Raw genomic sequence first — 14,130 nt, 5'->3', positions numbered from 1 at the left:
CCCTAAATACTCACGAAATTCTCAGACATTTGAGAATACAAGGAGCTCCTTCTAAACATGGTTTGATATGTTCATAGAGGCCCCAAAGTGTTTTGTCATTAAGAATATTTTAGCGTCAAAAAACCGTTACATTATCATAATTTTGACGGTTTTAGGGTTGAGATACACTGCCTTCGAGATGCAGTGTTCGCCCGTCCAAAGACTCCACCATAAACTTGGTTTCGCCTCGCTCCTCCCAGCTCGAAAAAACTACACGTGAGGGAAGGTAAATCGGGCGCTTAAACGCGACGTTAAGTGTAAATGGCGCTTGTGGAAGGTCTTCGTCAAGCTCGGCTGCCGCCCGAGCCACACTCCACATCCCTGTCGCGATAGCTCGCTTAAAACCGAACGCACGCGCAGCCAAGGCTTGCAGGTGAATCGGGTTATAGTCTCCCGATACGCGCGCGTATTGTCGGCCTGCGTCCTCTCGAACTTGCCACGTAGCGCTTCGCTTCAGGGCCTTAAACGCGCCAGATTCATGGGGCTTGGCCTTTGATTTGGAGTTCTCCTTCTTTTCGGTAATTCGGTAGATGGCGGTCGTCGTTTGTTCCCAAACACGCTCACCATCGGCGCTAAAATCCGTCAGGATATCGAACTCAATCCCGGCACCAACTTCGCGATGCCCCTCAACGCTCACCACCACATCCCACGCGCCATCCACTGGCATTTCGCTCAGATATCGAATTTGGTTTCGCACGTGCACAAGCCCGAGCGCACCAAGAGGAAACTCTGGATGAGTCACAATCTGAGCATGTAGCGCACCCGCCATCACGTGAGGGTAGGTCGGCGGCAGCCCTCGTCCATTCAAGGGCACGCCACACACACGTCCAAAGAGGTCCAGGTTCTTCTGATCCACTCGAAGACCAGAAATCCTCGCCTCGAAGCGTGGAATTGACTTGCTCGGGTTGAAGGTCTTTTTGACCGGTTTTAGCACGCGGGCATAAGCCCCCATCAGAGACGGCATTTCATCGAACTCGAGCTCTACCATAAAGTCTCCTTCGCCCATTCTTCTGGCCAGTTCGAACCGCGATTGCCGCGAATCTCCTTGCCATTTGGGTCGCGCACAAAATTATCCAAATCCGCGAAGGCACGCTCGGAATTCGAGCGTCCGTCGCGGAACCTAAACTTCTTAAACTCCCCGTCCTTTCGGTATTCAACAACCTCGTGCGGAGCCGCGCGCAGGTCTACCAGCGCACCCTTTCGCCTCGGGTCCAGAAGCTGTTCCTCGTTACCAATTGGGTCAGCGATCGTCTTGGCCTTGAGCGTCCACACCAATAACGAGGTTGGCTCCTTGTCAGGGTAAGCGGAGTGCAACAGGTCTTTATGGCCGTAAAACTCTTTGCCGATATCGTTTTGGTTTACTGGACCCGCCATAAGGCAAATTCCTGCCAAAAGGTCGCAATCATCAGGCAGATTCACACAGCCCATGATCTCGGCCACGAGCGCGCTCCGCGCCGCAGACGCACCAAACGCGCGCACCGCAAGCTTCCAGTCGATATGCTTGCGCTCGATCTCTTTCCTATCCAGTCCACCGATGTAGATGCGTTGTCCAGCCAGCGCAAAAGCTTTGCGCCCGCGTGCCGCATTCCGAGTCAGCGCCTTGCCCGTAGGAAGGTCAGCCCAGAGAGGGATATTCTTGATCACGCGGTCGGTGACCTGGCCAAGCTGGTCACGAACCTCGCGCAGCCGCTGCTTTCCATTAGGCGTTAAAACGTCAATCCGCTCCAATAACAAGAGGTCCTTGGAGCATTCGCGATCGCAACCCGTCCAGTGCGCAAACGCATTATACGCCGCGCGCCCACACATCACCGTCAGCTCGTCGGGCACATCCATGTCCTGGCGCTGGTGATACTGAGGCGGCGCCTTCTCTTCCTGATTCACACCAGGCTGAATGCGCTCACTCCTGAACGCCATCATATTTGCGCCGAGCTTCCGGTACGTTTCGTGCCGAATTTCCGGGCGGTTTTCCTGAGGTACTTCGCCCGTGAGTCCAACGATCGCCACGCGCCATCCCAACGATCGCTCGGCAGTACTCAATCCAACCAGAGCCTCTATTTGGGCGATGAGTTCGCGATTTTTCTGCGGCCAGTCCCCCGCAAACGGTCGCATAAAGACCTGGCTCATACACCGTCCAGAGGTGGCGATCACGCTCGCGCGTTCCATCGCATCGGCCAGAATCCCAATGTGCAGATGCTGCAGATACCCAATCGTCGGAATGTCGTCGATGTACTGAAACCGCTTCTTCAGCCCGCGCACACCGACCGTCGCGAGACTCACCACAGGCTTGTGGCCGATGAAGGTCAGAAGAAAGGTAAACGGAGTGCGATAAGGGCGCGCAAGGACCACATGTGCGTGCGTTGCGTGCGGGTTTGGCACCGTTTCTAGCCCTTGCAACTCGTTCAAGATACTCGTGAGCTTGGCCGTGTCCTCGGGCCCCAACAACGTCTCTTTGTGGCCGCGATAGTTGGTAGACTGGCGCGCGGTCAAAATCCCGAGTGACACCTCTTCAAAAATCTCCCGTTCGCTCGGGACCTGAGCCCCTTTGACAAAGGATATAGGCCGCTCAAGACTCAAGAGCCTCACAGCTTCTTCGGCCTCTTCACTGTCCAATGAGATGCGAGTCCGGTAGCCAACCGGCGTCCCTGAATCCAGTGACTTTGGCAAAGAATACCGCCCCTTTTTCTCGTCGGGTCCGGCGAACTTTGCATCGCGGCGAACACGCGCCTCAACTGGAGGAGCTTCAATTTCCACTACTTCGATGGGCTTCTGATTTCCCATATTCATTCCTTCTTGTGTATGACCCACTCGGCGAGCTCCTCGCGGTGAATCTTCGCGTTGTGGCGCTTATCTACAGGGAATGCGGGGTGAAAGCGTATCCGCATAACGCTGCGTGTGTGCTCAAACTTCTGCCCAATCTGCAGCAATTCTTCCGACAATTCGGTGGTTTCAGCTGCCGATTTTGGTGCCTCGCCTGGTAAACACTCGACCACGAGCACAGGCTCTTGCGTACCACGCTCGCCAATTCCCACCAGCGCGGTTCTGAAAACCTTCGGGTGGACCTCAAACACGGCCTCTACTGGCACCGAGTGCATCACGCCCTCAGCGCTCTCCACGCGATGAGCCTTTCGACCGCAAAACCATAGGTCTCCTGCCTCGTCCAGATATCCGACATCCCCCATGCGGTGCCAGAAACCACCTTCGCCACGCGTTGGGTCGAGGATTTTAGAGGCGAGCGTCGCATCGTCTCGTTGGTCGTATCGTCTAGTAATCTGCGGACCGGAAACACAAATCTCGCCAATCTTGCCGACCTCCAACTCCTTGACACCGGCCCACGTTTCTAGGGGCTCGTCCGAGATCTCGATAATGCGGATCTCCACATTTGGAGCGGCTTTCCCAACACAAATGCCTTGGCCGATTCGGCTCTTCTCAGCCGTTTCCTCTAGAACACGTCTGCTGCCGATGGAAGCCACCGGCAGGCCCTCTGTCGCACCATAAGGCGTGTGGATTTCGCCGTTGGGCAAAATCGCCTGGCAGGTTTCCATCAGGTTCGGACTGATTGGGGCACCAAACGTCAAAAGGCGCGTCATGCTCGGAAAGCTGATGCCCTCAGCCTTACAATACGCACCCACAGCGTTCCAAATTGCCGGTGACCCAAACGCCATGCTCGCCCCAAAATCGTGGATGGCCTCCACGATATTCGGCGGATGCACACTGGCTGGAGAACTCGGGTCCATATCTGGAACCACACAGGTCATGCCCATGGCCGTGGAAAAAAGCGCAAAAAGTGGGAACCCAGGAACCGCAACCTCTCCGGGCTGAATGGCGTACATTTCTTGAATAGCCCGTGTCTGGGCGTCGAAAATACCATGCGTGTACTGTACACCCTTGGCCGGGCCCGTAGATCCCGACGTGAAAAGAATCGCCGCCAAGTCTTCACGGTCTGTATCCGCCATCTCAAACGGTCCTGCCGAGAACTTTGCAATCTTATTGAGCTCGGGGGCACTTGAGAAAAACACAGACTTTGTAGTGGCTGATTTCCGAACCGTCTTAAAGCTCTTGCCAAAGAGCGTCTTCGCCACAAATGCTCTAGGAATACCTAGCATGGCCGTGGGTTGGGCCCGTTCAATACAGGCCAAGAAGCCGGCACGCCCCATGCCGGGGTCAATCAGGATAGGTACCGCGCCAATTTTGAAAAGTGCGTAGGTCAGGGCGATCAACTCCAAACCCTGCGACACCATGAGCAAAGTCCGCTCTCCCTTCGAAAAGCCCTCTTGCACAAGCCCATGGGCATACGCATCACAAAGCCGGTCGAGCTGGGCAAAGGTCAAATGGGAGTAGAGCCGTTTACCAAGGGCATCGCGCCCTTGAGGCATGACCACCGCTTGCTGAAAAGGCCTCTCAGCGGCGCGTGCTGGAAGATAGGACGCAATATTGAAGCGCTGGGGCGTCTCAGCGTCCTCCCAGGGGCCTCGAGCCTGGCCAATCGGCGAGCAGGTCAAGTCGGTGACTTTCATCGTAGAATCACCTCAACACGAGGGCCACACTCGAGTTTAACGCCCTCCTGTGCCGTGTGCATATCTCCGTCAATCGTATACACAATCGGCTCGTCACTGGTGAAGAAGGTGTAGTCCGTGACCACCGATTTTGCCTTCTCTTCGGGAATCGGAAGCCCAAGTCTGATCCTCGGAAGCTCCGCGCTGAGCTCCTTGGGGCCCGCCGTAAACGCCAAGAGGTGGTAGGTGTGTGGCCGCTCTTCGCACCGAATAAACGGCCTGAATCCAAGCCCAATCTGGTCCACAGTCGAGGCCAAAACCGTGGTGAAATCTTGCGGCTCCCACTTCTCGTCCTCAAAGGTCAACTGAGCCCTGAACGGCTTGACGATTTGTTTCGCGAGCGCCCCTCCAAACGGAATGCTCGCCACGGTCTGAACCAATAGCGAAGCGGCTGTAGAGGGGGAGGGGTGCCCGGTCCCGTAGTACGCCTCAAGGAAATTAGACACCAGACCGTTCCCGAAGATAAACCCGTAGCGCGTGCCGGTTTCATCGGTAATTTTGAGCATGTCGCGCTCGGTGGTCTCAAAATCTTGCTGCGTGTAGTATTTCTCCACCAGATTGGCCAGGAGTCGGCTAGGGGTACCCTTAATGCCAATCCCCTCGGAGATAGTGTTCATCGTGCCGCCGCGCAAAAACGTAATCTTTGGCAGTGGTTCTTCTCCATAAACCTCGATGAATGACGAAAGCGTGACGTGATTTGTGCCGTCGCCGCCGTTTAGCGCCAGAATATCGATATCTAAATCTTTGAAGCGCTGAGCTACCTTCTTGACGTCATCCACCTTATTGGTGAGCTCGTACGAGTCGTTCTCGCCAAGAACGTAGGCGAGCCGACGCATCTGCTCGGGATACCGGCGATTGCGGCGGCTGTGAGGGTTCGTGATGATTCCGATACCGGGCATAGACTCTACCTGAGAATAGGAAGCCCGTGGTGTAGCCCAAGAATCGGTTTTTATTCAAGACACATGCGTCTATTCTTGAAGGAGGGCAGGCTCAATCTTGAAGATTTCCAACGTTTGAGGCGCACTCGGAATCATAAAAAGTGGCGTGCCTAGAAGCCAATTGCCAAGCTCAAACACCTCAGGTCCTACCTCATGCTCCAAGGTCAGACTAAGGCCGGACTTGAGATTCAGCAGGAGAACCTCCTTCTTCGTCCGAATACAAACGAACCCGTCACCACGCACGAGCAAGTTCTGAGGCGTCTCTCGGATATGCTGCGTGGCGAGGTGACTTCCAGTCTCAAGGTCAAACCACGTCAAAAGGTAGCCGTTTGCGTCTCGCGACGCACTCACACCGGTCTTATGCTCTCCGTCTGCCGCAAACTGATGAACGTGCGGCGCAACTTTGCCGAGCTTGAACATGGCCAGATTCTGCCGGTCAACCGCAACTACTTGACCACTCAGCTCCTCCACAACCACCGCGGTGCTCGAGTCCTGCGTCCACGTCACAAAGGCCAAAGAGTCGAGGTCAATCGACTTACGCGAGCGACCTTCGTACTCGGTCAACCAAAGGCTCGCCTTTTTGCCCGTACTAATCCACGCGACCGCACCGCTTGAATCGGGTGCGAGCGCCGCACGAACAAACTCGGAATCGTCAGAGTCCACGCGTTGAGGCTGCCGAAATCCGGCTTTTGCCAAGAAGAGTCCGGCCTGCCCCTCTTCGTTCTTCTCGGTCAACATGAAGCGTGCGTTTGTGGTCCAGCGCAAGGGTTTTGGCCCTGAGTAATAGCGCGGCACTGGTCCGGTTTTGCTCGGGATCAGGGTCACTTCGGCTGCGATGGCTTCGGCGATTTTTCGCGTCTCTTTGATATCGGCCTCTTTTGCGTCAATGCGAACGAGGCGTCTCTTTGAAATGTCCGGGCGTTGGACGTCAATCCAAATCTGGTCGTCAAAATTCCATACGAAGAAGAACCGCGCGTCCTTAACGGTGGCCCGGTAAATCGAAGGAAACCCTTTGCGCTCGGTAACCGAGTTCAGCCATTTCTGAAGCCCAATATACTCTACGGTACCGGGCGCCAACTCTAGGGCGCGCTCAATATGCTGCAGTGCTCTCGCAAACGCGCGATGGAATCGCCCTTCGATCGTAGCCAGATGGTAGAAAAGGCGATGATCCTCGTGACTTCGAAGCGTAGACTCAAGTAGCTCCGACGCCGCTCGGAAATTACCCGCGCGCTGGTAGTCGATCACTCGCTCGACGATCTCGTCTACGTCTTCCTGATTGAGCTTCGCCATCGCAATCTCTTGATATTTGATGGTCGTCACACGTTTTGAAATCCGGCCGGTGTGCTCTCGTTTCTCCATCGCATCGCCGGAGTCCCGGATGTTCAAGAACCCCGCCTCCACAAGGCTCAAAACGATTTCGTCCACATCGAAGGGCATCCCGGCAAAGAGTCCACGTACCTGCCCAAGGCTCATCGGATGGGCGATTCGGCCAAGCACAAAGGCCTCCGTACCGCTGAGTTTAGCTTCCAAGCTGAAGTCAGTACGCGGCTCAATCACTGCCTCAGCTGTCAGCGACGAAAACGGATCGATGTCGCGCACAAAGCGCATGGCCATCTGGTGGGAGTTCTTCTCGAGCACGACCCCAAGCCCTGGTGGTTTCGTCTCATCACCGACCTCCACCGCCTTGACCTTCCCGCGCAATTTAACTTCTTGGCTGGTGGGTTGGTAGTGAAGTGTGACCTGGATTTCGTCACCTACTTGAGCTTTGTTGGGGGTGGGTATAAATATTGACCCCGTAACGATGTTTCTTCTGTACTCGCGCCGTAGTCTGCCGAGCTTATTAAACGTAAAATTAATCTCAGGAGGTCCTTCTTTTTCAACATGAAAACGTACTACCGCAGAGCGAACTTCTGAGGCTTCCCGATCAAAACTCTTTGGGTGGGAGGTCGTGTCTGGATGCATCTTCAAGAGGCGACTCGCCTCGCTAGCATCGAACGAGTCGATGACTGGTTTTCGCCACTCGCCAACCTCAAACTGTACGCGCTCTTGAAGCTCATCCATGCTTCTCCAGCGGTTGTCAGGCCGGCTTGAAAGTGCTTTGAGGATGGCCTCGTCAAGTCCTTCCGGGACGTCTGCACGCAAATCACTCGGACCAAACGCGGGCGGAATGTCCGGGGCCGCTCCCACCAAGAGTGACCATGTGATGTACGCGAATCCGAACTGGTCGCTCAACGGCGACGCGGCGTAGAAGTTCTGGAGCTCCGGAGCCTTGCCGATATTCATTTGAGCGGGCGGTGCCCCGGGCATCAAGAGGCGCCAATGCCCTTCTGAATCTCGAATGATATCGTCGGTGTTTAGAAGTCCGTGCCCAAGCCCGAGGTCGTGCAAGGTACCAAGCGCATGGCCGATCTCGAGCACAAACGCCAGGACTTCTTCGAGCTCCAGCTGGCGCTTATCCTTCAATATCGCCGTCAAGAGCTCACCTTCCACCCACTCGCCCACCACGAATCCACCAAAGGTCATGCAAACATCAAAATCCGCCACGAACCCCAGGTTCTCGTTGGCCACGACGCTCGCCGCACTGGTCACGATCTCGAGGCGCCGCCACGCCCGCGAGTTTTCCAAGAGCGTAGGGATTCGCCGCAGCTCAAAAAGCTGCTCAGTCCCAAGATGCACCACCTTATATCGCTCGGCACCGAGGACCGATTTCACCTGATAGCGCCCGTGCACAAGGTCCCCGGCACGTACCGCGTTCAACGATGCGTGCATCGCGGTCGATTCCTGCCAACCTTCAAGGCCAGCCTCCGCGAGTACATGGGGGTCGAGCAGGTCTTTGGCGTCATCCATCTAGTCACTCCAAATTCTACGGTCGTCGTCCTCCCGGCATTGTAGTGCGAGCGCTCGGTGTCGCCAAGCACCAAGAAAAGCCGAAGCCTCGACTCCTTGGAGGGAAAGCCGAGGCTCCGTCAATCGCGGATCAGGGAGGGGAATCCGCGATCTCATGCACTAGGATGCGGTTGTCCATACCGAGGTGCGAAAATTTCAGAGGCGTTTCATCTTTTTCAAGAGAGCCATAAATTCTTTACGGTCTTCGCGATTTCCAACATTCGGGCTCGCGATTTCCTCCACAAGAGCGAGGCTCAAATTCTTGGCGTAGGGCGACTCGCGCAGAATCTCAGCAAATCCGGCCACAGCCACGGCGAACTGAAAATCGCGTGAAGCATCGCCAACCCGCGTGCGAAGATCGCGTGAGTAGAGCTCAAACGCCTGCTCTTCAGCTTTGTAGCCTTCTGGCTGCTTGTGTCGGACGCGCACTGTTGCGAGCTTTCCGCCAGCTTTGCGGTTCAATTTGATCTCGTAGAGGGCAGTTACCGTATGACCCGCACCGATCTCGCCTGCATCCACCTCATCGCGGCGGAAATCCTCGTGTGCGAGCTTGCGGTTTTCATAACCGATGAGCCGGAACTCAGGCACGGTCTCAGGCTCAAACTCCACCTGAATCTTGACGTCTTTGGCGATCACCTGAAGGGTACCTTCAAGTTGCTCTTGGAAAATGCGCTTCGCCTCCTTCATGCCGTCGATATAGAAGTTGTTACCATTACCTTTGTTGGCCAGCTGCTCCATCATCGTGTCTTTGTAGTTGCCCATACCAAAGCCGATGGTCGAGAGCGTGATGCCTTCGTCCACGTAGTGCTGAATCCGGCTGAGGATCTGCTCGTGGCTCATAGGGCCGATGTTTGCGTCGCCGTCGGAAACCACGATCACGCGGCTTACGTGCCCGGATTTATGAGTCTGCATGGCCATTTCGTAGGCGAGCTCCATGCCGTTAGACATGCCGGTGCCGCCGCCGGCTTGAAGGCCATCGAGCGAGGCCAGAATCTTGGATCTCTGACTCACACTCGTTGGAGGCAGAACCTTCTTGACGCCCGAAGCGTAAGTCGCAATGGCTACCGTGTCCTCGCTACGAAGATTGTTGGTCAAAAGGGCCAATGACTCCTTGGCGAGCCCGAGTTTGTCGGGGCGATTCATGCTTCCTGACACGTCAACCAGGAAGACCAGGTGTACCGGCTTGCGGTCTTCCATAGTCACATGCTTTCCCTGCACGCCCACGCGAACCACATACGTGTCTTTCTCAGTTGAGAACGGGCTTGGCGCACCTTCCATGTGTACGCCGAATGCGCCGTTATCCGGCGAGGGATAATCGTACTTGAAGAAGTTCACGAACTCCTCCACGCGAACCCCGCTTGGAGTCGGCTTGTAGCCATCGTTGATGCTTCGGCGTGCCAGCGTATAGCTCGCCGTGTCCACATCGATGGCAAAGGTCGAGAACCTGTCTTCCACCGTCTTGGTGTTTGGATTTACGCCGTAGTCGGTAAATCCGGTGGTCGTCGGCCCAGCCGGGGGCTGCGCCATCTCACCATCTACCAACGAGTCATCAAAGGAATAGAACATCGATTTTGGCTTGGCATCAGCCTTTCTGGCCACAGGCATCGGCTCGGCCTGTGCCAAGCCTTCTTGAGGAGACGCAGACACGGCTTGCCCGGAGTACTCTGCTTCCTCAACAGGGGCCGCACTTGCCGTGGGCGCCTCATCGAGCCTTGCTTCGGAGACAGGCTCGCCAGCCTCCATATACTTTTCGTCTGCGGAGCATCCCGCGAGTGCCAAAATCATCAATGCCGTAAGGTGCCGTTTCATCATCATCTCCTTTTTCGAGTTCATCCGTTGTCGATGATATGGATACGAGGCACCCCCAAACTTGGATCTAAACTTTTTTCGCGCCTCAAACCCCGACCCGTTCTAAGGCACCGGAGATCTCTACAGATCGATCACTCTGCGAAAAAAGTGCGTCAAGTCGTTGACATGATTGGAGCTAGTCTTTATCGTTTATTAAATCATCGCCACACGGTGTGGGGACAACCCATTGGAGGGTTAAAATGAAAACTAGGTGGAAATCTCTTCTCTCTCTCTCTCTCTCTCTATCTGATCTTCTTGTTCATGAGCGCATGCTCTGAAGATAAGTCTACGGAACCAACAACCCGGGTTGCGGAGGTGGTTGCCGGGATGGGGCATGGTCAGTTCTTCAACAGCAAAACACGATCAGTCGATGTTGACATGGAAGTAGCGTTGGCCACTCAACGAAGCTTGATTGAGAAATGGTCCACTAGGTTGGGAAGAAATACAGAAACTCACGCGGGAGACCTAAGGAAAAATTTTGAGACCTTAGATACACTGTTGCACCTCGCAGAAGATCAGAAGGAACCCGGCGTCGCCCTCGACAAGATGATCAGTCGAGGTGTCTTTCTGGCCGCGGCAGATACACCGTTTTCCGAAAGTCACAGAATATCTCGTCAAGCTCTCTCCACAAACCTCACCGGTGAGGACTACATTCAGGAATGTATTGCTAACGGTGTGCCAGTTCCCAATAGAGTTTTGTCTGATGATTGGACAAATCATGGAGCAATTCAGAGCGAGTTTGTTCTCCCAAATTTGAGTGCCGAACTTTGGAGTTGGGAAGACTCAGACCCAGATGGTATTTGTGTGGCATTGCCAAGGTGGAACAACAATGATGAGGCAGTCCTCTTTAGTGTTACCTGCCTCGGAAGGCAGACAAGCAAGGTCTGCTACTTTGACAATCCGACAACACATCCTGGTTACACCCCATGGACGCCTACTCGAACCCTGTCGGGCTACCCGATTGACAATTTTATTGGAGGGGCTGATCTAGAACTCAACCCTTCGGGCGGGATGTGTACCGATTGTCATGCCGGAGCCAACCCATTTGTTGTTCATCCCCAAGAGCCAGCGTTTATTGACCTCAAAGCGAACTCCCAATCCCTGTTTTCCAATAGTTGGCCAGAACCTATCGTTCCCCAAAGCTGGGTAAAAAATCCAGGTCCTCTTGCGTCATTTCCGCCTGCAACCTCGGGTGGGAGTTGCGAGAGTTGCCACGGAGCAGCGGGTGGTAGGTTCCCTCTCTTGTCGACGGACTTGCCTGGCTACTGCGGCGTCGTGCTCGCTGGGGCGATTCAAAACACCATGCCTCCCGCCGGTGACCCGTCGATCTACACAACTCATATAGAGTTTCTGGAGCAGCTATGCGCGAATCCCCCAAGTTCGGGTAACGTTGTGCAGGACCCACCGTCAAATTTGCAATTTCTTTCTCCTCCAATCGTCATCGCCCCACTTTATGAGTGCGCAGAAACAGTCGGCGTCAGGGGCGCTAGATTGAACTCATCGGTAAATGTCTTCGTGGACGGAGTACCAGTTGCATCTGGGGTGATTCGTGACCCAGATTCCCAAGATTTCGTTGTTCCTCCGCTACAATCTGGTCAGGTGGTGTGGGCCACGCAAACATTTGGAGGTGTCACGTCTCTCAATTCAAACGTTGTTGAAGTGCGTCACTATCTGGATGATTACCCAAATGGTCTACCAGCACCCACGATAGAGCCCCAAAAAACGCATGAGTGTGCTTATCAGATAGCCGTTAAACATGTGCCTGGAGCCAACCTGATGGTAGTTACGAACTCAGGTACACCGCGTTTCAATGGTGGCCGATCGGGCGGGTACACCGTCGCGCTTGGGGACGGCCCCTTTAGTATCGGTGACCAGATAGAAGTCTATCAAGAGATGTGCCAGGACGAAAGTGAGCCGTCGGCCCCAATCTTTGCTCTTGCTGCACCGAGCCCTCTGAGAGCGGTTGCCGTGGACCCAGCGGAGGTTTACGAAACCCAGGAACTATTTCAGTTTTCGTCGGTAGTTGAAGGGGCCACCGTGCACATAGATGAAACAAGCGTCGGAGCGATTGACCAGATTTTTTCGTGGCCAACCCATACCACACATCGTTGGGATTTCGTGACTGCATTCGGGAGGCCTTTTCTTCCGGGCGACGAACTGGCGGTGACTCAAGAACTTTGTGTCTTTAGTCCCACGACTCAGGCAATTGTTACAAAGTCATGTGAAGAATTGAACACCCTTGAGGTTGCAACTTTGATTGCAGGCCAAGACTATGTCATCGTTTCCAACGCTGTTCCTGGGGCATCTATCCGGGTCTACGATTCGAACGGGGATGAGATCGGCGATGGCGGTGAAAGTATGATCTTATTGTCGAGGCAACTCGAAGAAGGCGAAACCATCACTCTAGTCCAAGAACTCGGGGTGGAGTGTGTATCGGATGAGGGAATTGAGTACATAGTCAACCCGGGCAGTGCGGAGCCGATAAATCAATGAAAACACGATTCGAACCACAAGTGCTATTCTTCATGGCTGTTTTCTTAGGCAGTGTTCTTGGCGGCTGCATGCATCAAGAGGTTGACAATCTTCCAATCGAAGGTGCGGATGGAGATATGAGCTTCCCCGATCAGGTCGAAGACGCGGAGGTCGATCTGGTTGAATGTGGGAATCCCGATGAGATTTGGCGAGCCGACCAGCTTCAAAACGCGCAAGGATGTGAGGTAATCTTAGGCAGTTTGTCATTGGTGAACTTCTTTCAAGAGAGCGTTCAGGAACTCTCCGAAGTTCGAGAGATTCGACAGGATCTGGCTATCAGCCGCGCTTTTAACCTCAAAGAATTCGATGGATTGTTAAGTATCGAGGCGATAGGTCGTACGTTGTTCTTGCAAGAAATTCCGCACATGCCAACAACCATCTCATTCTCGAGGTTGAGGTCTGTAGAGGGCAGGCTGGACCTGAATAGTCTACCTGCTGAAGAGATTACGTTCCCAGTTCTTGGGTCCGTCGGAGGACTTCGTGTCAGCAGTGTCCCTAATCTGAGAAGTTTGGATGGATTCGCAAGTCTTAAACGAGTCGAAGGGGACCTTGAAATCTTTGCCGAAAGAGTGACTGAAGAAGAGTTTCTTGAGTTTCTTTCAAAGGTAGAGGTCACAGGGACGGTTAAGTTTAACGGAGAGTTTTATGATTAATCAAGCCAGAGTCCTTAGTGTGTTCGTGTTAGTGGCAACGCTCTCTTATGGCTGTTCGGAAGACGACCCACCGCCAGCGTCAGAAATGGATATGACTGTCGAAATGGGCGATGCAACTGATTCTGGAGAGAATGATTTGGCCCCCGAGGTTGACGTCGGACCAGATCAAGAAGGGCCCGTCGAGAAAGACGAATGGGACCTAGTAGACAGTTGCTTGATTGACTACGCTTTGGGGCCGATTGTCATCTTCGCCGAGTCCAGTTCACCTCCCGCCTGCATCAGGGTTGTGCTTGACCAAAATACTGAAAGTTCATCATATGAAATCGACGATGACCTAACTTACAAAACTTCAGAAGTTCGCTTGTCAGCTACCTTATGTGATTCTCAAATTCTTGTAGAGACAAGTGCAGGTGTGTCGGCGACCACCGCGAAAGGCACCGTCAACGTGGTAGTGACGGATTTATCGCAACCTCTTGAGGTGGAGGCGATTGACCTCGAGATTCAATTCGCGGAAGACGAGGCAAATCCATTTGGTCCATTGAACGCGAGATTCTCGTTGCCTAACAAAGTGTATGAGATTGGGCCCGCTTTTGAGTGTGGGAATCTAGAATGAAAAGGTAGGAGCTCGCGCTCATCAGAACCTTTTTCATGCCTTCGAGCATCTCCACACGGCAGTAACTT

The 14,130-nt window shown here is 54.2% G+C and carries 9 protein-coding genes; 3 read left to right on the top strand and 6 right to left on the bottom strand.

Translation table 11 applies throughout. The features are described 5' to 3' along the window. Positions 1–151: 151 nt before the first annotated feature. The 6 genes from FRD01_RS10195 to FRD01_RS10170 form a co-directional block, all read right to left on the bottom strand. Positions 152–1,027, bottom strand: a complete 876-nt coding sequence (locus tag FRD01_RS10195; RefSeq protein ID WP_249756158.1) for a MaoC family dehydratase — start codon at positions 1,025–1,027, stop codon at positions 152–154. Then, positions 1,021–2,844: a hypothetical protein gene (locus FRD01_RS10190; protein ID WP_249756157.1), complete on the bottom strand. Its 1,824-nt coding sequence runs from the start codon at positions 2,842–2,844 to the stop codon at positions 1,021–1,023. Before FRD01_RS10190 ends, FRD01_RS10195 begins: the two co-directional genes overlap by 7 nt. Then, entirely contained in the window at positions 2,820–4,553 is a 1,734-nt protein-coding gene (locus FRD01_RS10185) for a fatty acid CoA ligase family protein (protein WP_146959287.1), read from the bottom strand. The genes FRD01_RS10190 and FRD01_RS10185 overlap by 25 nt, the downstream gene beginning before the upstream one ends. Further along, on the bottom strand, positions 4,550–5,491 hold the full coding sequence (locus tag FRD01_RS10180; protein WP_146959286.1) for a diacylglycerol/lipid kinase family protein: 942 nt from the start codon (positions 5,489–5,491) through the stop codon (positions 4,550–4,552). The genes FRD01_RS10185 and FRD01_RS10180 overlap by 4 nt, the downstream gene beginning before the upstream one ends. Positions 5,492–5,560: 69 nt before the next feature. After that, a complete protein-coding gene (locus tag FRD01_RS10175; protein WP_146959285.1) occupies positions 5,561–8,377 on the bottom strand; it encodes a hypothetical protein in 2,817 nt (938 codons plus the stop codon). A 195-nt stretch (positions 8,378–8,572) separates the two neighbouring features. Beyond that, positions 8,573–10,225, bottom strand: a complete 1,653-nt coding sequence (locus FRD01_RS10170; RefSeq protein WP_249756156.1) for a vWA domain-containing protein — start codon at positions 10,223–10,225, stop codon at positions 8,573–8,575. A 1,281-nt stretch (positions 10,226–11,506) separates the two neighbouring features. On the opposite strand from FRD01_RS10170, the gene FRD01_RS10165 reads away from it, so the two are divergent. The 3 genes from FRD01_RS10165 to FRD01_RS10155 are packed head-to-tail and all read left to right on the top strand — an operon-like array spanning position 11,507 to position 14,062. Continuing rightward, entirely contained in the window at positions 11,507–12,757 is a 1,251-nt protein-coding gene (locus FRD01_RS10165; RefSeq protein WP_146959284.1) for a hypothetical protein, read from the top strand. Then, positions 12,754–13,449 (top strand): hypothetical protein, encoded by a 696-nt coding sequence (locus FRD01_RS10160; protein WP_146959283.1) that lies wholly within the window; start codon positions 12,754–12,756, stop codon positions 13,447–13,449. Before FRD01_RS10165 ends, FRD01_RS10160 begins: the two co-directional genes overlap by 4 nt. Then, positions 13,442–14,062 (top strand): hypothetical protein, encoded by a 621-nt coding sequence (locus FRD01_RS10155; protein ID WP_146959282.1) that lies wholly within the window; start codon positions 13,442–13,444, stop codon positions 14,060–14,062. The genes FRD01_RS10160 and FRD01_RS10155 overlap by 8 nt, the downstream gene beginning before the upstream one ends. Positions 14,063–14,130: the final 68 nt, after the last annotated feature.

Source organism: Microvenator marinus (assembly GCF_007993755.1).
GTDB lineage: Bacteria > Myxococcota_A > Bradymonadia > Bradymonadales > Bradymonadaceae > Allomicrovenator > Allomicrovenator marinus.
Note: the sequence above shows the minus strand (reverse complement) of the source record. Positions and strands in the feature narration are given on the sequence as shown.

What these genes read in the sequence shown, in the direction of transcription:
- FRD01_RS10195 (WP_249756158.1), bottom strand. Translation starts at nt 1,027, where the DNA reads ATGGTAGAGCTCGAGTTCGATGAAATGCCGTCTCTGATGGGGGCTTAT.
- FRD01_RS10175 (WP_146959285.1), bottom strand. Translation starts at nt 8,377, where the DNA reads ATGGATGACGCCAAAGACCTGCTCGACCCCCATGTACTCGCGGAGGCT.
- FRD01_RS10170 (WP_249756156.1), bottom strand. Translation starts at nt 10,225, where the DNA reads ATGAAACGGCACCTTACGGCATTGATGATTTTGGCACTCGCGGGATGC.
- FRD01_RS10185 (WP_146959287.1), bottom strand. Translation starts at nt 4,553, where the DNA reads ATGAAAGTCACCGACTTGACCTGCTCGCCGATTGGCCAGGCTCGAGGC.
- FRD01_RS10155 (WP_146959282.1), top strand. Translation starts at nt 13,442, where the DNA reads ATGATTAATCAAGCCAGAGTCCTTAGTGTGTTCGTGTTAGTGGCAACG.
- FRD01_RS10180 (WP_146959286.1), bottom strand. Translation starts at nt 5,491, where the DNA reads ATGCCCGGTATCGGAATCATCACGAACCCTCACAGCCGCCGCAATCGC.
- FRD01_RS10160 (WP_146959283.1), top strand. Translation starts at nt 12,754, where the DNA reads ATGAAAACACGATTCGAACCACAAGTGCTATTCTTCATGGCTGTTTTC.